Raw genomic sequence first — 20365 nt, 5'->3', positions numbered from 1 at the left:
AAGTGATCAGCACTCTCCTCGTCGCCAACCGCGGCGAGATCGCCTGCCGTGTCTTCCGCACGTGCAGTGAGCTGGGAATCCGGACGGTGGCCGTGCACTCGGACGCCGACGAGAACGCCCTCCACGCGCGCGTGGCCGACACGGCCGTACGGCTGCCGGGAGCGACGCCCGCCGAGACGTATCTGCGCGGGGATCTGATCGTGAAGGCCGCCGTCGCGGCCGGCGCGGACGCCGTGCACCCCGGCTACGGCTTCCTCTCGGAGAACGCCGACTTCGCGCGGGCCGTCCTGGACGCGGGCCTGGTGTGGATCGGGCCGCCCCCGGAGGCGATCGAGGCGATGGCGTCCAAGACGCGCGCGAAGGAGCTGATGGGGCTCGCGCCCCTGGGCGAGGTCGCGGAGAGCGACCTGCCGGTGCTCGTGAAGGCGGCCGCGGGCGGCGGAGGGCGCGGGATGCGGATCGTGCGCCGCCTGGAGGAGTTGAGCGCCGCACTGGAGGGAGCGCGAGCCGAGGCCGCGAGCGCCTTCGGTGACGGCGAGGTCTTCGTCGAGCCCTATCTGGAGCGCGGCCGGCACGTCGAGGTGCAGGTGCTCGCGGACGCGCACGGCACGGTGTGGGCGCTGGGCACGCGCGACTGCTCCCTCCAGCGCCGCCACCAGAAGGTGATCGAGGAGGCGCCGGCGCCCGGACTCTCGGACCGGCTCGCGGAGGAGTTGCGCGCGCTGGCCGTACGCGCCGCACGCGCCGTGCGCTACGTCGGCGCCGGCACGGTCGAGTTCCTCGTCGCCGACGACCAGGCGCACTTCCTGGAGATGAACACCCGCCTCCAGGTCGAACACCCCGTCACGGAAGCCGTCTTCGGCATCGACCTGGTCGCCCTGCAGATCGCCGTCGCCGAAGGGCACGCCCTCGACCCCGAGCCGCCCCACGCACGTGGCCACGCCGTCGAGGCCCGCCTCTACGCCGAGGACCCGGCGAGCGACTGGGCTCCGCAGACCGGCACCCTGCACCGGCTCGCCGTACCGGACGGCGTCCGGCTGGACACCGGCTACTCCGACGGCGACGAGATCGGCGTCCACTACGACCCCATGCTCGCCAAGCTGATCGCCCACGCCCCCACCCGCGCGGGCGCCCTGCGCAAGCTCGCCGGAGCCCTGGAGAGGGCCACGGTCCACGGCCCGGTCACCAACCGCGACCTCCTCGTCCGCTCCCTGCGCCACGAGGAGTTCACCACGGCCCGGATGGACACCGGCTTCTACGACCGCCATCTCACCGAGCTGACCGAGCCCGCCCCCGACCCCTACGCCCCCCTGGCCGCCGCCCTCGCCGACGCCCGCCGCACCGGCTCCCGCTTCGGCGGCTGGCGGAACGTCCCCTCCCAGCCCCAGAGCAGGCGCTACACCATGGCGGGCGAGGAGCACGAGGTCCACTACCGGCACACGCGCGGGGGCGGCCTGGAGGCGGAGGGCGTGCGCGTGGTGCACGCCGGCGCGGACGCCGTAGTCCTGGAAGTGGAGGGCGTACGGCGCAGGTTCGATGTGGCGCGGTACGACAACCAAATCCACGTCAACCAAACGGCGCTCAAGGCACTACCCCGCTTCCCTGACCCGACGGCTCAGCACGCACCGGGGTCGCTACTGGCACCGATGCCGGGAACGGTCGTACGGGTGGCTGCCACCCCGGGAGCCGCCGTACAGGCCGGAGAGCCCTTGCTGTGGCTGGAGGCCATGAAGATGGAACACAAGATCGTGGCACCGGTGACGGGCGTGCTGAGCGCGTTGGAGGCCGCGCCGGGCCAGCAGGTGACGGTCGGCCAACTGCTAGCGGTAGTGCAACCCACCTAGGGGCGCGGGACTGTATCGATTTGCGGCTACCGCCGCGCGGGCGCGCCCAGCCACGACGAAGGAGCCACATGACCACGATCGAAACCGACGAAAACAAAGCCCTCCGAGCAGCCGTAGCCGCCTTGGGCAAACGCCACGGCCGCACCTACGACCGCGAGGCCCTCTGGGCGGAGGCCGCCAAACTCGGCTACCTCGGCGTCAATCTCCCGGAGGAGTACGGAGGCGGAGGCGGCGGCATCGCCGAACTCTCCATCGTCCTCGAAGAACTGGGCGCAGCCGGTTGCCCCCTGCTCATGATGGTCGTCTCACCCGCCATCTGCGGCACGGTCATCGCCCGCTTCGGAACCGAAGAACAAAAACAGCACTGGCTCCCCGCCCTCGCCGACGGCACCCGCACCATGGCCTTCGGCATCACCGAACCCGACGCAGGCTCCAACAGCCACCGCATCACCACCACGGCCCGAAAAGACGGCACCGACTGGCTCCTCACCGGCCGCAAGGTCTTCATCTCCGGCGTCGACATCGCGGACGCGACCCTCATCGTCGGCCGCACCGAGGACGCCCGCACCGGCAACCTCAAGCCCTGCCTGTTCATCGTCCCGCGCGACGCCGAAGGCTTCTCGCGGCGGCAGATCGACATGGAACTCAACGCCGCCGAGAAGCAGTTCGAGCTGACCCTGGACGACGTACGGCTGCCCGCCGAGGCGCTCGTCGGGGACGAGGACGCCGGCCTGCTCCAGCTGTTCGCGGGCCTCAACCCCGAGCGGATCATGACGGCCGCGTTCGCCATCGGGATGGGCCGCTACGCCCTCGCGCAAGCGATCACGTACGCCCGCGAACGGACCGTCTGGAAGGCCCCCATCGGCGCCCACCAGGCCATCGCCCACCCCCTCGCCCAGGCGCACATCGACCTCGAACTCGCCCGCCTGATGATGCAGAAGGCCGCGTACCTGTACGACGCCGGGGACGACGTCGGCGCGGGAGAGGCCGCCAACATGGCCAAGTACGCGGCCGGAGAGGCCTGTGTGAAGGCCGTCGACCAGTCCGTGCACACGCTCGGCGGAAACGGCCTCACCCGGGAATTCGGGCTCGCCTCATTGATAACCGCCGCACGCGTGGCTCGTATTGCTCCGGTGAGCCGGGAGATGATTCTCAACTACGTCTCCCACCAGACCTTGGGTCTGCCCAAGTCGTACTGACCGGCACAGCGTTGTGCGAGGAGGAACCATGTTCCGCAGCGAGTACGCAGACGTCTCCCCCGTGGACCTGCCCATCCACGACGCCGTCCTGGGCGGTGCCGCCGCCTTCGGCGACACGCCCGCGCTGATCGACGGCACCGACGGCACCACGCTCACCTACGCCCAGGTGGACCGGTTCCACCGCAGGATCGCCGCCGCGTTCGCCGAGGCCGGGATGCGCAAGGGCGACGTCCTCGCCCTGCACAGCCCGAACACGGTGGCCTTCCCGACCGCGTTCTACGCCGCCACGCGCGCGGGCGCCTCGGTCACCACCGTGCACCCGCTCGCCACGCCCGAGGAGTTCGCCCGGCAGCTCGGCGACAGCGGCGCCCGCTGGATCGTCACGGTCTCCCCGCTCCTGGAGGCCGCCCGGCGGGCCGCCGAACTCGCGGGCGGAGTCGAGGAGATCTTCGTCTGCGACAGCGCGCCCGGACACCGCTCGCTGATCGACCTGCTCGCCTCCACCGCCCCCGAGCCGCAGATCGACATCGACCCGGCCGAGGACGTCGCCGCCCTGCCGTACTCCTCGGGCACCACCGGCGTGCCCAAGGGCGTGATGCTCACCCACCGGCAGATCGCCACCAACCTCGCCCAGCTCGACCCGGCCGTCCCGGCGGCCCCCGGCGACCGGGTCCTCGCCGTCCTGCCGTTCTTCCACATCTACGGCCTGACCGCCCTGATGAACGCGCCCCTGCGCAAGGGCGCCACCGTCGTCGTCATGCCCCGCTTCGAGCTGGAGACCTTCCTCGCGGCCATCCAGAACCACCGCATCAACGCGCTCTACGTCGCCCCGCCGATCGTCCTCGCCCTCGCCAAGCACCCGGCGGTGGCCGACTACGACCTGTCGTCGCTGCAGTACCTGATCTCCGCCGCCGCCCCCCTCGACGCCCAGCTCGCCGCGGCCTGCTCGGCCCGCCTCAACCTCCCGCCGATCGGCCAGGCCTACGGCATGACCGAACTCTCCCCGGGCACCCACGTCGTCCCCCTGGACGCCATGCGGGAGGCGCCCCCCGGCACCGTCGGCAGGCTCATAGCCGGCACCGAGATGCGGATCGTCTCCCTCGACGACCCCGGCAAGGACCTCGGCGTCGGCGAGCCCGGCGAGATCCTCATCCGGGGCCCCCAGGTCATGAAGGGCTACCTCGGGCGCCCCGACGCCACCGCCGACCTCATCGACGCGGACGGCTGGCTGCACACCGGGGACGTCGGCCACGTCGACTCCGACGGCTGGCTGTTCGTCGTCGACCGGGTCAAGGAACTCATCAAGTACAAGGGCTTCCAGGTGGCCCCGGCCGAACTGGAGGCGCTGCTGCTGACCCACCCCGGCATCGCCGACGCCGCCGTCATCGGCGTCTACGACGACAACGGCAACGAGGTCCCCCGCGCGTACGTGGTGCGCCAGCCGTCTGCCGGTGACCTCTCCGAAGGCGAGGTGATGATGTACGTCGCCGAACGCGTCGCCCCCTACAAGCGGATCCGCCAGGTCGCCTTCATCGACGGCGTGCCCCGGGCCGCCTCCGGGAAGATCCTCCGGCGCGAACTCAGGGAGCGCACGTGAGCCTCATCGGCCGTACACGCGCGCGTGGCGTCGAGACACTGAGCCTCGACTCGCCGGGCAACCGCAACGCCCTGTCCGCGGCGCTGGTCGCCGCGCTCACCGACGCGCTCGCCGACTGCGCCAAGGACGCCGACGTCCGCGCGGTCGTCCTCACCCACACCGGCAACACCTTCAGCGCCGGCGCCGACCTGCGTGACCCGCCCCACCCGGACGCGCTCGTCGGACTGCTGCGGCAGATCGTGGAACTGCCCCGGCCCGTCGTCGCGCGGGTCACCGGCCACGTCCGCGCGGGCGGCCTCGGCCTGCTGGCCGCCTGCGACATCACCGCCGCCGCGCACACGGCGAGCTTCGCCTTCACCGAGGTGCGCATCGGGGTGGCGCCCGCGGTCATCTCGCTGCCCCTGCTGCCGCGCACCGACCCCCGGTCGCTCGCCCGCTACTACCTCACCGGCGAGCGCTTCGACGCCCCCGAGGCGGCCCGGATCGGCCTGCTGACGGTCGCGGGGGACGACGTGGACGCCGTACTGGAACCCGTCCTCGACGGCCTCAGGCGCTCCGCCCCCGAGGCCCTGGCCGAGACGAAGCGGCTGCTCACGGCTAGGGTGCTGGAGTCATTCGACCGGGACGCGGCCGACCTCACCGCGCTCTCGGCCCGGCTGTTCTCCTCGGCCCAGGCCCGAGAGGGGATGACGGCCTTCCTGGAGCGACGGGATCCCTCATGGGTGGTGTGAGTACGTCATGGGTGGTGTGAGTACGGCGGGCGGTGTGAGTACGTCATGGGTGGTGTGAGTACGGCGGAACGCGACGGCGTTCCCGACCGCTTTCCCAAGCAGGACCGCAGCCGGGCCACCCGGCAGCGGCTCCTGGAGGCCGCCGTGGCCTGCCTCGCCGAACACGGCTGGGCGGGCTCCACGGTGCTGGTCGTCGCCGAACGCGCGGGCGTCTCCCGGGGCGCCGCGCAACACCACTTCCCCACGCGGGAGGACCTGTTCACGGCCGCCGTCGAGTACGTCGCCGAGGAACGGTCGACAGCCCTGCGCGCCCTGTTCCCGCAAGGAGCGGCGGGCGACCGGCGGGCGGTGGTCTCGGCGCTGGTCGACCTCTACACCGGCCCGCTGTTCCGCGCGGCCCTGCACCTGTGGGTCGCCGCCTCCAACGAGGAGCAGCTGCGCCCGCGCGTGACCGAACTCGAGGCCCGCGTGGGGCGCGAGACGCACCGGATCGCCGTAGAACTGCTCGGCGCGGACGAGTCCGAGCCGGGCGCGCGGGAGACCGTGCAGGGACTGCTGGACATGGCCCGGGGGCTGGGGCTCGCGAACCTGCTGACGGACGACAAGGGGCGGCGCGAGCGGGTGGTGGACCAATGGGCCGCCCTGCTGGACCACGCCCTCACGGACTGAGGGTCCCTAAGGGCTGAGCCGCTCCACCCGCCAGCTCCCGTCCGGCTGGGTCACGTACCGCAACCGGTCGTGCAGCCGGTTCTCGCGGCCCTGCCAGAACTCCACCGACTGCGGGGCCACCCGGAAACCGCCCCAGTTCGGCGGCACGGGCACCTGCTCGCCCTCGGGATACCGGGCGGCCAGCTCGGCGTACGAGGCGTCCAGATCGGCGCGGGTGGCGATCACCGAGGACTGCTCGCTCGCCCAGGCGCCGAGCTGGGAGCCGTGCGGACGGGTGCGGAAGTAGGCGGCCGTCTCGTCGCGCCCGGTGCGCCGCGCGACGCCCTGGACGATGACCTGGCGGGCCATCGGGTGCCAGGGGAACAGCAGCGCGACGTAAGGGTTCTCCGCCAGGTCGCGGGCCTTGCGGGAGTCGTAGTTCGTGTAGAACACGAACCCCTGCTCGTCGAACTGCTTCAGCAGCACCGTGCGGGAGCTGGGGCGGCCCTCGGCGTCCGCGGTGGACACGACCATGGCGTTCGGTTCGAACAGGTGTGCCTCACTCGCGGCCTGCTTGAACCAGCGCGCGAACTGCTCCACCGGCGTGGCCGGCAGTTCGCTCTCGGCGAGGCCCGCGGCCCGGTACTGCTTGCGCATCGCGGCGGGGTCCGGCGGTACGGCGTCTGGTGCGGCGTCTCGGTCGGTCACGCGGTCATCTTGCCGTATGCGCCGCGCCTGTTCGGCACGGTGTCCTTCATCACTGCATGGCACTCAGTGCCGCAAGCACTCCCCAAAGGTGGCACTCGGGGATATCGTTCTGATGCCGTTCCGGTTGGGTGACCGCCAGCCGCACGGGGCATCACAGGGGTACCGCCCAGGACCGCGAGTCCGTCAGAGCCACGACCGCGGATCCACCGGGCGCAGAGTCGTTTCCGCCGCACCCGACACGGTCCGCATCATCACCCCGACAACACCATCCGTCGCACACATCACGAGGGAGCCGCCTGATGTCCGACTTCGTACCCGGACTCGAAGGAGTCGTCGCGTTCGAGACGGAGATCGCCGAACCCGACAAGGAGGGCGGCGCGCTCAGGTACCGGGGCGTCGACATCGAGGATCTCGTCGGCCACGTCTCGTTCGGCAACGTCTGGGGCCTGCTCGTCGACGGGGCCTTCAATCCCGGCCTGCCGCCCGCCGAGCCGTTCCCGATCCCGGTCCACTCCGGTGACATCCGCGTCGACGTGCAGTCCGCGCTCGCGATGCTGGCCCCCGTGTGGGGCCTGAAACCGCTGCTGGACATCGACGCCGAGCAGGCCCGCGACGACCTCGCGCGGGCGGCCGTCATGGCCCTGTCCTACGTCGCCCAGTCCGCGCGGGGGCAGGGGCTGCCCATGGTCCCGCAGCGCGAGATCGACAAGGCGCAGTCCGTCGTCGAGCGGTTCATGATCCGCTGGCGGGGCGAGCCGGACCCGAAGCATGTCGCGGCGGTCGACGCGTACTGGACGAGCGCCGCTGAGCACGGCATGAACGCCTCCACGTTCACCGCACGGGTCATCGCGTCCACCGGCGCGGACGTGGCGGCGGCCCTCTCCGGCGCCGTAGGAGCCATGTCCGGCCCGCTGCACGGCGGCGCCCCCTCCCGCGTCCTGTACATGATCGAGGAGATCGAGCGCACCGGCGACGCGGAGGCGTACGTCAAGCAGGCCCTGGACCGGGGCGAACGCCTCATGGGCTTCGGCCACCGCGTCTACCGCGCGGAGGACCCCCGCGCCCGCGTCCTGCGCCGCACCGCCCGCGAACTGGGCGCCCCGCGCTTCGAGGTCGCCGAGGCCCTGGAGAAGGCGGCCCTGGCGGAACTCCACGCCCGCCGCCCCGACCGGGTCCTGGCCACGAACGTCGAATTCTGGGCGGCCATCGTCCTGGACTTCGCCGAGGTCCCCGCCCACATGTTCACCTCGATGTTCACCTGCGCCCGCACGGCGGGCTGGTCGGCCCACATCCTGGAACAGAAGCGCACCGGCCGCCTGGTACGCCCCTCGGCCCGCTACATCGGCCCCGGCTCCCGCGACCCCCGCGAGATCGAGGGTTACGGAGGCATCGCCCGCTGAGCCTTTTGACCACGAAACGCAGACGACCCGCGAGCTCGGGTCCCTCCGCCCTCAGGCGAAGGAGCCGGCCGGACGTACCGGCGAGCTCGCGGGTCGGGTGACTGCTTGGGATTGGGCCGGCTGCACGCATCTGTCACGCGCTGGTCCGGCACCGCACTGGTGTGGTGACGGGCCGCTAGCCCGCAGCCACCTCTTCCGTCCGGTATGCATACATCTGCCGAACCACCTCCTCTCCGAAGTGATAGTCACACTAAGGAGCCTGGTGCTGTGGCTCAACCGATTTTCCGGGATGTTGACGGAGGGGACTCCGGTCGGACCCCGTAGCCGTAGCCATCGCCCCGTTGCAGCAGCTCAAGGTTCCAGTGGGACACGTTGAACCTGCCCGTCGGCGTCTGGAGGCTGTGCTGTCCCCTGGCTCGGACCGAGATGCGACCCGTCCAGGTGCCCGCCCACTTCCCGCTCGGAACGGTGGCGCGTACGAGGTCTCCGGTGACGTACCCGAAGTGCCGCTTGGCGCGGGTCCGCCGTAGGCGCGGGAATCCGAACCGGTCCGGAGTGGTGCGCGCGTACGAACCGCGTCCTGTGGCTTTGGCGACGAGGACTTGCCCGCTATATCGCACGATCGCGTCCCCGGCCTTGTGATCCAGATGCCCGACGGACAGCGCGTCCAGGGTGTGGGTCTTGGCCAGCCCCATGGCGCTTCGGTTGTCCTTGGTGGACCAGCCCGGTGAGGTGTGGACTGGTCTGCCGAGGGTGGCCAGTGCCTCCGTGAGCTGCCAGCGCGTTGCGTTCATGGCGGCGGCGTCTCGGAGTGGGGCTTTGATCTGGCTGCGGATGCGTGCGAGGCGGGCCGGCTGGTGGGCGAGGAAGGCCTCGGCGGGTGCGGTTCCCTTGGCGGTGTTGCAGGGCGCACAGGCGAGGACGAGGTTGGTGATCCGGTTCGAGTCGCCTCGGCTGCGGGGGCTGAGGTGCTCGATGTTCAGGGGGACGCCGGTGGCGTCGCAGTAGGCGCAGGCGCTGTTCCACTTGGTGCGGAGGTAGTCGCGGGCGGTCGTTCCGGCAAGCGTTCCTTGCTCGTACTCGGCTCCTCTGAGGGGCCTGCCGGCGCTCAGGGAGTGGGTGTCGAAGGCGACGACTTCGACGTGGATCTCGGTGACGGGTGCGTAGCGGCACAGGCGATGTGCCATGGACAGTGCGGTGTCGACGCGGTGTCGACGCGGTGGCGCAGGGAGGGCGGGAGCCATCCTGCTGGTTTGGTGCGGTTGTGGGGGCGTGGTGCTCGGTAGCGGCAGTTGGCGGATCGTCGTCTGTGCCGGTATCCGGCGCGTTGTCGCATGGCGGCGTGGATCTGGTCGCCCCGATGCTGGAGTTCGATGGCAACGAGGCCGCGCCGGACGGTGATGGCGGTGCCGTGTTCGCCGTTTTCCTTCTTTTCGTCGGTGAGGGCGAGTCCGGTGCCTTGGGAGCCGGGGTCGATGCGCAATTGGACGCCGTCGACGGTGGATGAGGCTCGGGTGCGGTCCTTGATCCGGATGGTGAAGGGGACTTGGCGGGCAACGACAGCGCGCCCGTTGCTGAGGAGTTCGCGGGCGCGAGCGGGGTGGGAGAGTACGAAGACTCTGGTCGCGCCGGTGCCGCCGTCGTACGACGGGTTGTGCGGGGGAGCGTCACCGCTCCCGTGACAGCGTGCTTGGCGTGACGCCGACGGGCTCTGGTGCCGTGCCCGTCGGTCTCCCCTCGCCCATGTTCCCTGCCGGTGCCCCGCGCGGTGGCGGGGTGTCCGTGAGCCGTTTCGTTCCTGCTCCCAGGGTTGTCTGCTCCCACGGATTCCAGAGCGGGCTGCTGAGGCTGATCTGCCGATCGTGATGACTGGGGCTGGTCACTCGACGGCCTTGCGGCCGGGGAGCGAGTGATCTCCCTTCTCGTGCGACCGACGCTATCGGGCGAGATCGCACGTGATGGCACGGTTCTTCGGAAGTAGCTCATTCATGCGAATCGAGTGGAATGAGCACACGCGCAGCCGATCTCGCTGCTAGGGCCTGCTCGTGAATGAGGTTGAGGTGCTCGCGCCGAGGGCACACGACTGGCGTGGATGATCTTCGTATCGTCATAGCCGACGGCGACCGCATGCTCGAGGAGTGGCGGGCCGTGCACAACCGGATCGTGCCGCCTGATGAGCTGAGTGCTGATGAGGTGCGGGAGCGGGGTGGGCGGTATCGGCTGGAGAACGTCTATCTCGGGGACGTGATCGTCGGGTGCTCCACGGTGCGGCCGCCGGACGGGGCGGACGGGGTGGCCACCGTCATCGCGCGCGTGCTGCCCGAGTACCGGGGGCGCGGCTTCGGGGGTGCGTTGTACGAGCACTGTCTCGCGTATGCCCTCGGGCTGGGGGGCAGTGGGGTTCAGACCGTCGTGCTGGGTGCCAACGGGGACGGGGTGCGGTTCGCCGAGGCTCGGGGGTTTGTCGAGGTCGAGCGGTATGTGGCGCCCGAGGACGAGACCGAGGTCTGGATCACGATGCGGCTCGAGCGGGGAGTGGTATGACGTCTCCGGCGGGCAACGATTCCTCGAAATCTTGCGGGAACCTGGTGTGTGCTGCGTCACGTTCGAGTTGAATGATTGTTAGTGGGCGAACCGCCGCACCGTACGCGTGCGGACGCGGCTTGGCAGGGGGTCCAGGTGAGTGCTTCCCGGCGTAGTGGGACCACCGACGAGCTGGGGCCCGACGAGCCCGAGCGGGCCGGTCCCGAGGGCACCGGCGGCTCCGATCTGCTCGCCGCGCTGCTGGACGGGATGGACGCGGCCCTGTGCGCCTTCGACGCCGACGGGGTCGTCACCCACTGGAACCGTGAGGCCGAGCGGATTCTCGGCTGGACCGCCGAGGAGGCGGTCGGGCGGCCCGGGTTCGCCGGGTGGGCCGTGCGCAGCGCGGACGCCGAGGAGGTCGAGGGGCGGCTCATGTCCGCCATGGACGCCCCCGGGCGGCAGGTGCACGAGTTCGCGCTGCTCACGAAGGACGGGGGGCGGGTGCTCGTACGGACCCAGTCCGCCGCCGTGCGCGGGCCCGACGGCAAGCCCGCCGGGGTGTACTGCGCCTTCAGCGAGGTGCACGCGCAGATCGACCTGGAGCGGTCCATCGCGCTGAGCGAGGCCCTGTTCGAGGACGCCTCCTGGGGTGTCGTGCTCGTCGACGCCGACCTGCGGCCCGCCGTGGTCAACGCGCACGCCGCTCGGGCCTTGGGGATCGGGCGTACGGCCGTGCTGGGCCGTCCGCTCGGGGAGCTGCTCGCCCAGGGTGTCGAGGAGCTGGAGAGCGCCCTCACCCATGTCCTCGCCGAGGGCGCGCCGCCCGCGCCCGCCGAGATCTGGGTCAGTGTGCGCACCCCGGAGGGCGAGCAGCGGCGCTGCTGGCGCTGTGGCTTCGTCCGGCTGGCGTCCCCGCTCGCCGAGGAGCCCGTGCCGCTCGGGGTGGGCTGGCTCTTCCAGGACGTGACGGAGTCCAAGCAGGGCGAGCAGGAGGCGTCGCTGCTGCGGTTCCGGACCAACCAGACGCACCGGGCCGCCCGGGCCGCGGCGGAGTGCGAGGACCCGGCGGAGGCGGCCACGGTCCATCTGGACTTCGCGCTGGCCGGATTCGCCGACCACGCGCTGCTCGACCGTGTCGCGGGCGGCTCGCTGGGTGACGCGGACGCGGCCGCTCCGGTCCGTCTGGTCCGTATCGCCGCCACCCCCTCCGGTGCCCCCGGGCCCAGCCTGCCCAGCGGTGAGGCGGGCCTGCCGGTGCGCTACTCGGAGGGTCACCCGGCGCTCCAGTGCGTGGCGCGCGCCGGGTCGGTCCGGGCCAGCGTGGGCACGGTCCCGGCGGAACAGGCCCGCCTGTGGGCCCAGGCCCGCCAGTGGCCGCCGGAGTCGGTGCACGCCCTGTGCGCGGTGCTCAGGAGCCGGGGGCGGACGCTGGGCGTGGTGACGTTCCTGCGGGGAGGCGGCCGTAGCCCCTTCGAGCGGTCGGACGCGACGTACGCGGAGGACGTGGCTGCCCGGATCGCGACGGCTCTGGATCTGGCGGGCCCTCGCTAGGGGACTGGCGTCGCGGCGGGCTCAGCGGCGGTAGAAGATCCGGTCTCCGTACTCCTCCAGCACGCGCCCGTTCCATTCGTGGCCGCCGTCCACGTTGCCCGAGCGCAGCAGGGGCGGCTCAATGCCGCGGTCGGCCAGGGTGCCGGCCGCCGTGGCCATGACGGCCTGGAGCAGGGCGGCGGTGACCACGGTGGACGCGGGGGCGAAGGGCGCCGGCACGGTGTCCAGGGTCAGCTCGGCGTCCCCGACCGCGATCTTGGAGTCGAGGACGAGATCGCAGTGGTCCTTCAGGTACGTCCCGGAGACGTGCCGCGACTTCGTCTCGGAGGCGTACGCCACGGACGTCACGCCGATGACCTTGACGCCCAGCGCGCGGGCGTTCATCGCCATCTCCACCGGCAGCGCGTTCCGCCCGGACAGGGAGACGATCACCAGCACGTCCCCCGCGCGGAGCGGTGAGCTGTCCAGGACGGCCGCGGCGAGACCGTCGACCCGCTCCAGGGCGGAGCCCAGCGTGGCCGGCATCACGTCGACCCCGACGACCCCCGGCACGGCCAGCAGATTCATCAGCGCCAGCCCGCCCGCGCGGTAGACGACGTCCTGCGCGGCCAGCGAGGAGTGCCCGGCCCCGAAGGCGAACAGCCGCCCGCCGTCGGCGACGGTGTCGGCGAGCAGCGTGCCGGCCGCCTCGATGTGCTCGGCCTCCTCGTCGCGGACCCGCTGGAGCAGCCCGATCGCGGCGTCGAAGAACTGGCCGGCCAGCTTGCGGTCGCTCATGCGCGGGGCCCCTTTGCCATGCGGTGTCTGTCCGGGCGACGGTGTCTGTGTCGCGGATCACCGTGCGGTCTGGACCAGTGCGCTGTCAATACGGCGGCCAGGGCGGTACGGCGGTGGTGCGGCGGGCCGGGGGCGCCCGGGCGCGGGGCGTCGTATACGCCTGCGCGTCACCGCGCGTGCACCTTGTACAGGTGCGAAATCCTCTCGTTTCCACGGCGCGGCACGGTTGTCAGCGCTATGCGTCAGAATTGAAGCCAGGGCCAGCGCACGCGCCGCGAAGCTGTCGCGCTTCCGGCAGATCTCATCGAGGGGCACGTATGTCCGGACTGATCGACACCACGGAGATGTATCTCCGCACCATCCTCGAGCTGGAAGAGGAAGGTGTGGTCCCCATGCGTGCCCGGATCGCCGAGCGGCTCGACCAGAGCGGTCCGACGGTCAGCCAGACGGTGGCGCGCATGGAGCGTGACGGCCTGGTGTCCGTCGCCACGGACCGGCACCTGGAGCTGACCGACGAGGGCCGCCGGCTGGCCACCCGTGTGATGCGCAAGCACCGGCTCGCCGAGTGTCTGCTCGTCGACGTGATCGGCCTGGAGTGGGAGCAGGTGCACGCCGAGGCCTGCCGCTGGGAGCACGTGATGAGCGAGGCGGTGGAGCGCCGCGTGCTGGAGCTGCTCCGCCACCCCACCGAGTCGCCCTACGGCAACCCCATCCCGGGCCTGGAGGAACTGGGCGAGAAGGACGGTGCCGACCCCTTCCTCGACGAGGGCATGGTGTCGCTGGCCGAGCTGGACCCGGGGACCGAGGGCAAGACGGTGGTCGTGCGCCGGATCGGCGAGCCGATCCAGACGGACGCGCAGCTGATGTACACGCTGCGTCGGGCGGGCGTGCAGCCCGGCTCGGTGGTGAGCGTGACGGAGTCGGCGGGCGGTGTGCTGGTGGGCAGCGGCGGCGAGGCGGCCGAGCTGGAGGCGGAGATCGCCTCGCATGTGTTCGTCGCCAAGCGTTGACGGTTCGGAGCCGTCGATAGCGGGTAACTCCTGTTGTTTCAGGGGTAGTTGAGGCGACCGTCGCGATCTCGTCGTTTCCAAGATTCAGTCCGCCGAATCGCAGCGCTCGGGCGCTGCGCGTGCGAGGCTGTCGCGTGAGGCATATGACCTGAGGGGGCGGAGGATGTGCCGCAGACGTGTGGAGGGCCCCGGCGCCATGCGGCGCCGGGGCCTGTCCTCCCCTGTTCTGACCCGGAGCCCCGAGCTCCCAGGGTCATTCCCCTCGGACCGTTTTCCCCGAGCGGTCCGCCTCCCGTTGAAGATCTCCCCTCGCCCGCGGCGGTCAATCCTTGAGGGGGGTCACTCGAATGAGGGGTGTTGCCTGCCGAGACGGCATTTTCGAATAGGGGTTCGATAACCTGCGAGTGACGGGTCGCGCGGGACGTGCGCTGCAGATGTATGTAGGGACGTCACGTGGGACACAGGGATCACACACACCACGCGAGGCTCGCGTGACCGACGCAAGGGCACGGCAGGCGGAGCTAGGGGGGTGCCAGGACCTATGGCGCGGCGCATCGACGTGACCGGGAAGGGCGGGGTACGCCTCGCGGCCTGGGAGTTCGGCGACCCACCCAAGAACGACCGACCCCCTGCCGCCGACCCCGAGCCGGGGCACGGCGTGCTGTTACTGCACGGGCTGATGGGCCGTGCCTCGCACTGGGCGCCCACGGCCCGCTGGCTCTCCGAACGGCATCGCGCGGTCGCGCTGGACCAGCGCGGGCACGGGCGCAGCGACAAGCCCGCCGAGGCCGCCTTCACCCGCGAGGCCTATGTGGAGGACGCGGAGGCCGCCCTGGAGCAGCTGGGTCTCGGCCCGGCCGTCCTGATCGGCCACGCGATGGGCGCGCTGACGGCCTGGCAACTGGCCGCGAAACGGCCCGACCTGGTGTCGGGCGTGATCATCTGCGACATGCGGGCCTCCGCGCTGGGAGCGGCCTCGCAGCGGGAGTGGGCGGACTGGTTCAAGTCCTGGCCCGTCCCCTTCGCGACCCTCGCCGACGTACGCAAGTGGTTCGGCGAGGACGACCCCTGGGTCGAGCGGCCCAACCCCGCGCGGGGGGAGTTCTACGCCGAGGTCATGCAGGAGCACGAGGACGGCTGGCGGCCGGTGTTCGAGCCGCGGCAGATGCTGAAGTCCCGCGAGACCTGGGTGTACGACGCGCACTGGGAGGAACTGGCCCAGGTCCAGTGCCCGGCGCTGGTCGTCCGGGGCCTCGACGGCGAGCTGGGCCGGGCCGAGGCGCAGGAGATGGTCCGGGTGCTGCCGAGGGGCGAGTACGCGGAGGTGGCCGAAGCGGGGCACTTGGTGCACTACGACCAGCCGGAGGCGTGGCGGGGGGCGATCGAGCCGTTCCTGGACGCGGTACGGACGGTCTAGGAACTCCAGCCCTCGCCCGCACCGCCCCTAACCCTTGCTCACCGCCGTCAAAATCTCCGGCAGCCTCTCCGCCGTCTGTGGTGCCGCCAGTCTCAGCCCCAGTGCCGTGATCGCCGCCCCGTACGCCGCCCCCACCGGCAGCAGGAGCCACGCCCAGTCCTCGCCGTTCGCCGAGACGTTCAGCCAGATGGTCAGGGCGATGACCGGGGCGCAGAGGAGGGCCGCCGCGACCATGCCGCCGAAGATGGAGATCCAGGCCAGGCCCACCTGACCGGGGGCCACGTTCTTGTAGCCCTCCTGCGGGATGGAGTACGGGAAGCGGGCCGAGGTCCAGGCGCCGGTCGCGAGCATCGCGCCGAGCAGCGCGAAGGACAGGCCCAGGGCCTCGGGGAGGCGGGCCCAGTCACCCAGCAGGGCCGCTGTCAGCACCGTCACCAGCGCCGCGTACGGCAGGGTGATCACCAGCAGGGCCAGGGCACGCGCGCGTAGTTCGACGTACGCCTCCCGCGTGGTCGAGATCGTCATCGCGACCATCCAGAACGCGGAGGTGTCCTGGCCGAACTGGTTGTACATCTGGATCCCGATCATCCCGGCCGCGAAACAGGCGAAGTAGATCGAGCCGGTGCCCTGGACGGCGTTGAACACCGGCACGATCAGGCCGATCGCCAGCGAGGTCACCCAGGCTGCCTTGGTCTTCGGATCGCGCCAGACGTAGCGCAGACTGCGCTCCATGGCCGTCCCGGTGCGCCCCGCGGGCAGCAGCCGGGCGAGGCCCGTGGACTGCCGTACGGACGTCTCGGTGACCGCCTGGAGGGTCGAGCCGTCGGGTTCGGTCATCAGCCGGGTCAAATGCCGCGACCATACGGCGATCAGGGCGGCCAGCGCCCCGGCCGTCAGGGCGAGTTGCAGCAGGGCCACGCCGTACGACCCCTCGCTCGCCGCGTCCGCCGCCCCGATCGCCGACGCCGGCGGCACCCAGCGCAGCACGTCCGCCGCCGGGTCGAGCTGGCCGAGCCCGGACGAACCGAGCCGCTGCGCCCCGAAGTTGACGACCTGCGCGCCGACCGCGATGACCAGACCGCTCAGTACCGCGAGATCACGGCCCTTCCGGCTGGTCAGCAGCCGGATGTTGGCGGCGGCGACGGCCCGCGCGAGGGCCACGCACACCAGCAGCGCCAGCACCACTCCGACGACGCCCACGACGTAGGCGAGCGCGCCGTGCGCCACCGCGATGACCGAGCCGGCCAGCAGGCAGAGCGTGAACAGAGGGCCGATGCCGACCAGGGAGGCGGCGAGCAGCGCGCGCACGAGGGGGCGGGGGCGCAGGGGGAGCATGACCAGGCGGGTCGGGTCGAGGGTCTCGTCGCCGCCGGGGAAGAACAGCGGCATCACCGCCCAGCCGAGCGCCAGCACCGCGACCAGCAGGACGACCACGGACGCGGCGTGGGCGTGGCCGCGCAGCGCGATCAGGCCGATCAGCTGCAGCGCGGCGAACAGGAGCGTGAAGACGGCCGAGGCGACGTAGGCGGCGCGGCGGCCGGAGGACTGGCGCAGCCCGTTGCGCAGCAGCGACAGTTTCAGCCGGACCAGCACCGGCGTGATCGTCGGTGCGCTCATCGGGCGCCACCGCCCAGCCAGTCGAGGTCGGATCCGGTGTTCCGCCCGTGCGCCCCGACCAGCTCCAGGAACGCCTGTTGCAGGGAGGCCGCGTCCCCGCGTACGTCGGCCAGGGGGCCGTGCGCCCGGATCCGGCCCGCCGCCATGACGGCCACCCAGTCGCACAGCGACTCGACGAGTTCCATCACGTGGGAGGAGAAGACGACGGTGGCGCCGGAGGCCGTGTAGCGCTCGAGGACGCCCCGGATGGTCTGCGCGGAGACCGGGTCGACGCCCTCGAACGGCTCGTCGAGGAAGAGCACTTCGGGGTTGTGGAGGAGAGCGGCGGCGAGCCCGATCTTCTTGCGCATACCGGTCGAGTAGTCGACGACGAGCTTGTGCTGGGCGCCGGCCAGGTCCAGCACGTCGAGCAGCTGGGTGGCCCGCTTGTCGACCTCGGCGCCGGGCAGTCCGCGCAACCGCCCGGAGTAGGCCAGCAGTTCCCGCCCCGACAGCCGCTCGAACAGCCGCAGCCCCTCCGGCAGCACCCCGATCCGCGCTTTGACCTCGACGGGGTCGCGCCACACGTCGTGCCCCACGACCTGGACCGACCCCTGATCGGGCCGCAGCAGCCCGGTCACCATGGACAGCGTGGTGGTCTTCCCGGCGCCGTTGGGCCCGACCAGGCCGATGAACTTCCCTGCGGGCAGCTCCAGATCGATCCCGGCGACGGCGACTTGCTGCCCGAACCGCTTCCAAAGCCCACGGACCATCACGGCATGCGTCATGGATGCCAACCTAAGGGGCGCGGGGAACTGCGCGACAAGCCACGACGCATCCGCACCCGCCCACGGCGACCACGAGGCACCCCGATCGGCGCTACCGATCCCGCCCGCAGGCGTAGGCCAGCGGCGAGATCAACTCCTCCGCGTCCGGCAGCCAGCGGTTCGCGGGCGTGGGCCGGCACGCCCACTGCACGGCACCGGAGGATCCGTACCGCGTGGGCGGCGCGGCCACGTAAGCGCCCTCGCCCAGCGCGTGCAGATCGAGCGAGGACGGCGACCAGCCGAGCTTGCGGACCAGATCGGGCACCTTCACGGAAGCCCCGGGCAGCACGAAGAAGTGCATCCGGCGATCCGGCGTCAACGTCACGGGACCGAGCGTCAGCTCCATCCGCTCCATCCGGGCCAGCGCCAGGAACCCGGCCGTCTCCGGGACGGAGATCGCGTCGAAGGTTCGTCCCGTGGGCAGCAGGATCGACGACAGCGGCTGCTTGGACCACATCCGGCGGGCGACCGTCGCACTGCCCGTGGCCTGCGTTCCCCAGTCCGCCCGCGCGGGATGCGCCCCCGGCGCACCGCACGAGCCGTCGCCGCACGAGCAGCGCTGCACCCCGTCGACGGCTTCCAGCCAGGTGCCGGGGAACACGTCCCAGTGGCGCTCCTCGGCGTAGCGAACGGCGGTCTCCAGCAGCGATTCCCCACGCTGCTTCGGAATCTGAGCGGCTTCAGTGCTCGCGATGGTCTCTTCCACGAACATCACAACTCCCGCATCCACCTCGGGTTACGCCTGGAGCGCGCGCGGGGGAGGAGCATCGATTCCGCAACTGGGGCGCATGGATGCACGTGTGGGGGCGCGCGGGAGGATCCATGGCGGGAGCTGGGTAGCCACGAGTGGGGTCGGCTTCCGCCTTTACCCCGGCAATCCTCACATGCCTCGCATTTTCGGTATGTCCGCAGGGCATTGATCTTCACGGCCGGATCTTTTCGGTGAGACAGCCGGATCTCCAGGGGGTACGCCAATGGCCGCAAGGCCGCTCGTCGCGCGGCAACCGAACGAACGGTTGCAGGCGCTCATCCAGGAAGCGGGTTGCTCGAACGCCGGGCTGGCCCGCCGGGTCAACATGTGCGGCGCCGAGCACGGCCTCGACCTGCGCTACGACAAGACGTCCGTGGCCCGCTGGCTGCGGGGACAGCAGCCGCGCGGGCGCGCCCCGGCGATCATCGCCGAGGCACTCGGCCGCAAACTCGGCCGTACGGTCACGATCGACGAGATCGGCATGGCCAACGGCAAGAACCTCGCCTCCGGTGTCGGGCTCCAGTTCTCGCCGACCGTACTGGGCGCCATCGAGCAGGTCTGTGAGCTGTGGCGCAGTGACGTGGGCCGCCGGGACTTCCTGTCCGGTTCCTCCGTCGCCGCCTCCGCGCTCGTCGAGCCCAGCCGGGACTGGCTGATCTCCGCGCCCGACTCCCAGGTCGCGCGCGCGGCCGGCCCGCGCGTGGGCCAGTCCGACGTGGCGGCGGTGAAGGCGATGACTCAGGCGCTGGTCGACCTGGACCACCAGTACGGCAGCGGGCATGTGCGCCCGGTCGTCGTGCACTACCTCAACAGCGTCGTCTCGGGGCTGCTCGCCGGGTCCTACCGGGAGGCCGTTGGGCGCGAACTGTTCGCCGCGGTGGCCCGGTTGACCGAGCTGGCCGGCTACATGGCCATCGACACCGGCCAACCGGGGCTCGCCCAGCGGTACTACATCCAGGCCCTGCGGCTCGCCCAGGCGGCCGGGGACCGCGGGTACGGCGGTTACGTCCTCGCCGCGTCCATGAGTCATCTGGCGGCGCAGCTCGGAAACCCGCGCGAGATCGCGCAGTTGGCCCGGGCGGCGCAGGAGGGGGCGCGCGGGCGCGTCACCCCGCGCGCGGAGGCGATGTTCTACGCGGCCGAGGCCCGTGGACACGCGCTCATGGGCGACGTACGGGCCGCTCAGTCGGCGTCCGGGCGGGCGGTCAGCGCGCTGGAGGCGGCGGATCCGGCGGCCGGGGACGACCCCGCGTGGATCGCGCACTTCGACGAGGCCTATCTGGCCGACGAGTTGGCGCACTGCCACCGCGACCTCGGCCAGGCCGAGGCGGCGGCGCGGCGCGCGGAGGAGTCCCTTGCCGGGCTGCCGGAGACGAAGGCGCGGCGGCGGGCGATCGGCTATGTGCTCCTCGCCACAGCACAGGTGCAGCAGCGTGAGGTCGAACAGGCCTGCCACACCGGCCTGAAGGCCGTGGAGCTGCTGGAGACCCTGCGCTCCAACCGGGGCGCCGAGTACCTGGAGGACTTCCAGCAGCGCCTTGAGCCGTACCGGGAGGAGCCCGTGGTAAGGGAGTTCGGGGCCCGGCTCGATCTCCAGGCGGCGGCGTGAACGGACGGTCCACACAAGCGTGAAGGCCAGGGAAACACCGGCGCCGACGACGAAAGGAGGCCATATAGAGCGGATGGGGGGCCGGATCTGTTACGGCGGTCACAGGGACCCAGGTCACGCCATGAGCTGCGTGGCACGTGCCTCGCGTGACCCGGTAGCGTGAGCCGACGATTC

18 protein-coding genes are annotated in these 20365 nt (G+C 71.5%); 11 read left to right on the top strand and 7 right to left on the bottom strand.

The annotated features are described in order from the left end of the window. Nucleotides 1–2 precede the first annotated feature (2 nt). The 5 genes from AC068Z_RS14390 to AC068Z_RS14370 all read left to right on the top strand — a co-directional run bounded on the left by AC068Z_RS14390 (nucleotide 3) and on the right by AC068Z_RS14370 (nucleotide 6040). Nucleotides 3–1844 carry an acetyl/propionyl/methylcrotonyl-CoA carboxylase subunit alpha gene (locus AC068Z_RS14390; protein WP_478554922.1) on the top strand — a complete coding sequence of 614 codons (1842 nt, stop codon included), beginning with the start codon at nucleotides 3–5 and terminating at the stop codon, nucleotides 1842–1844. 68 nt (nucleotides 1845–1912) lie between these two features. Continuing rightward, nucleotides 1913–3043, top strand: a complete 1131-nt coding sequence (locus AC068Z_RS14385) for an acyl-CoA dehydrogenase family protein (RefSeq protein WP_478554921.1) — start codon at nucleotides 1913–1915, stop codon at nucleotides 3041–3043. A 28-nt stretch (nucleotides 3044–3071) separates the two neighbouring features. Then, nucleotides 3072–4640, top strand: a complete 1569-nt coding sequence (locus AC068Z_RS14380) for a 4-coumarate--CoA ligase family protein (protein ID WP_478554920.1) — start codon at nucleotides 3072–3074, stop codon at nucleotides 4638–4640. Further along, complete coding sequence (locus AC068Z_RS14375) at nucleotides 4637–5371, top strand: enoyl-CoA hydratase family protein (RefSeq protein WP_478554919.1); 735 nt, start codon at nucleotides 4637–4639, stop codon at nucleotides 5369–5371. The genes AC068Z_RS14380 and AC068Z_RS14375 overlap by 4 nt, the downstream gene beginning before the upstream one ends. 45 nt (nucleotides 5372–5416) lie before the next feature. After that, nucleotides 5417–6040 (top strand): TetR/AcrR family transcriptional regulator, encoded by a 624-nt coding sequence (locus AC068Z_RS14370; protein ID WP_478554918.1) that lies wholly within the window; start codon nucleotides 5417–5419, stop codon nucleotides 6038–6040. 6 nt (nucleotides 6041–6046) lie between these two features. Here AC068Z_RS14370 and pdxH read toward each other — a convergent pair whose 3' ends face one another. Then, on the bottom strand, nucleotides 6047–6727 hold the full coding sequence (pdxH, locus tag AC068Z_RS14365) for a pyridoxamine 5'-phosphate oxidase (protein ID WP_478554917.1): 681 nt from the start codon (nucleotides 6725–6727) through the stop codon (nucleotides 6047–6049). Between the two features lie 299 nt (nucleotides 6728–7026). Between pdxH and AC068Z_RS14360 the strand changes: the two genes are divergently transcribed. Then, nucleotides 7027–8127, top strand: coding sequence for a citrate synthase 2 (locus AC068Z_RS14360; RefSeq protein WP_478554916.1), 1101 nt, complete (start codon nucleotides 7027–7029; stop codon nucleotides 8125–8127). A gap of 272 nt (nucleotides 8128–8399) precedes the next feature. Here the strand turns inward: AC068Z_RS14360 and iscB are convergent, their stop codons facing one another. Further along, nucleotides 8400–9314, bottom strand: coding sequence for an RNA-guided endonuclease IscB (gene iscB, locus AC068Z_RS14355; protein ID WP_478554915.1), 915 nt, complete (start codon nucleotides 9312–9314; stop codon nucleotides 8400–8402). After that, nucleotides 9236–9955, bottom strand: a complete 720-nt coding sequence (locus AC068Z_RS14350; RefSeq protein ID WP_478555378.1) for an RRXRR domain-containing protein — start codon at nucleotides 9953–9955, stop codon at nucleotides 9236–9238. The genes iscB and AC068Z_RS14350 overlap by 79 nt, the downstream gene beginning before the upstream one ends. Nucleotides 9956–10215: 260 nt before the next feature. Here AC068Z_RS14350 and AC068Z_RS14345 point away from each other — a divergent pair, with 260 nt between their 5' ends. Then, nucleotides 10216–10671 (top strand): GNAT family N-acetyltransferase, encoded by a 456-nt coding sequence (locus AC068Z_RS14345; protein ID WP_478554914.1) that lies wholly within the window; start codon nucleotides 10216–10218, stop codon nucleotides 10669–10671. A gap of 135 nt (nucleotides 10672–10806) precedes the next feature. Then, nucleotides 10807–12204, top strand: coding sequence for a PAS domain-containing protein (locus tag AC068Z_RS14340; protein WP_478554913.1), 1398 nt, complete (start codon nucleotides 10807–10809; stop codon nucleotides 12202–12204). Nucleotides 12205–12225: 21 nt separating this feature from the next. Here AC068Z_RS14340 and AC068Z_RS14335 read toward each other — a convergent pair whose 3' ends face one another. Beyond that, on the bottom strand, nucleotides 12226–12981 hold the full coding sequence (locus AC068Z_RS14335) for an SIS domain-containing protein (RefSeq protein WP_478554912.1): 756 nt from the start codon (nucleotides 12979–12981) through the stop codon (nucleotides 12226–12228). 317 nt (nucleotides 12982–13298) lie between these two features. On the opposite strand from AC068Z_RS14335, the gene AC068Z_RS14330 reads away from it, so the two are divergent. Both AC068Z_RS14330 and AC068Z_RS14325 read left to right on the top strand, forming a co-directional pair. Continuing rightward, on the top strand, nucleotides 13299–13991 hold the full coding sequence (locus tag AC068Z_RS14330) for an iron-dependent transcriptional repressor DtxR (RefSeq protein ID WP_451719216.1): 693 nt from the start codon (nucleotides 13299–13301) through the stop codon (nucleotides 13989–13991). Nucleotides 13992–14532: 541 nt separating this feature from the next. After that, nucleotides 14533–15408, top strand: a complete 876-nt coding sequence (locus AC068Z_RS14325; protein ID WP_478554911.1) for an alpha/beta fold hydrolase — start codon at nucleotides 14533–14535, stop codon at nucleotides 15406–15408. Nucleotides 15409–15435: 27 nt separating this feature from the next. On the opposite strand, the gene AC068Z_RS14320 is transcribed toward AC068Z_RS14325, so the two are convergent. From AC068Z_RS14320 to AC068Z_RS14310, 3 genes are all read right to left on the bottom strand, one after another. Beyond that, complete coding sequence (locus tag AC068Z_RS14320) at nucleotides 15436–17025, bottom strand: transporter (protein ID WP_478554910.1); 1590 nt, start codon at nucleotides 17023–17025, stop codon at nucleotides 15436–15438. Then, nucleotides 17022–17792 carry an ABC transporter ATP-binding protein gene (locus AC068Z_RS14315; RefSeq protein ID WP_478554909.1) on the bottom strand — a complete coding sequence of 257 codons (771 nt, stop codon included), beginning with the start codon at nucleotides 17790–17792 and terminating at the stop codon, nucleotides 17022–17024. The genes AC068Z_RS14320 and AC068Z_RS14315 overlap by 4 nt, the downstream gene beginning before the upstream one ends. A 91-nt stretch (nucleotides 17793–17883) precedes the next feature. Further along, nucleotides 17884–18543, bottom strand: a complete 660-nt coding sequence (locus AC068Z_RS14310) for a bifunctional DNA primase/polymerase (protein ID WP_478554908.1) — start codon at nucleotides 18541–18543, stop codon at nucleotides 17884–17886. Between the two features lie 262 nt (nucleotides 18544–18805). Between AC068Z_RS14310 and AC068Z_RS14305 the strand changes: the two genes are divergently transcribed. Beyond that, nucleotides 18806–20191 carry a transcriptional regulator gene (locus AC068Z_RS14305; RefSeq protein WP_478554907.1) on the top strand — a complete coding sequence of 462 codons (1386 nt, stop codon included), beginning with the start codon at nucleotides 18806–18808 and terminating at the stop codon, nucleotides 20189–20191. The last annotated feature ends 174 nt before the right edge of the window (nucleotides 20192–20365 follow it).

The organism is Streptomyces sp. NPDC043726 (genome assembly GCF_056436565.1).
The sequence above is the reverse complement of the archived record's forward strand: the minus strand, read 5'-3'. Positions and strand labels throughout refer to the sequence as shown.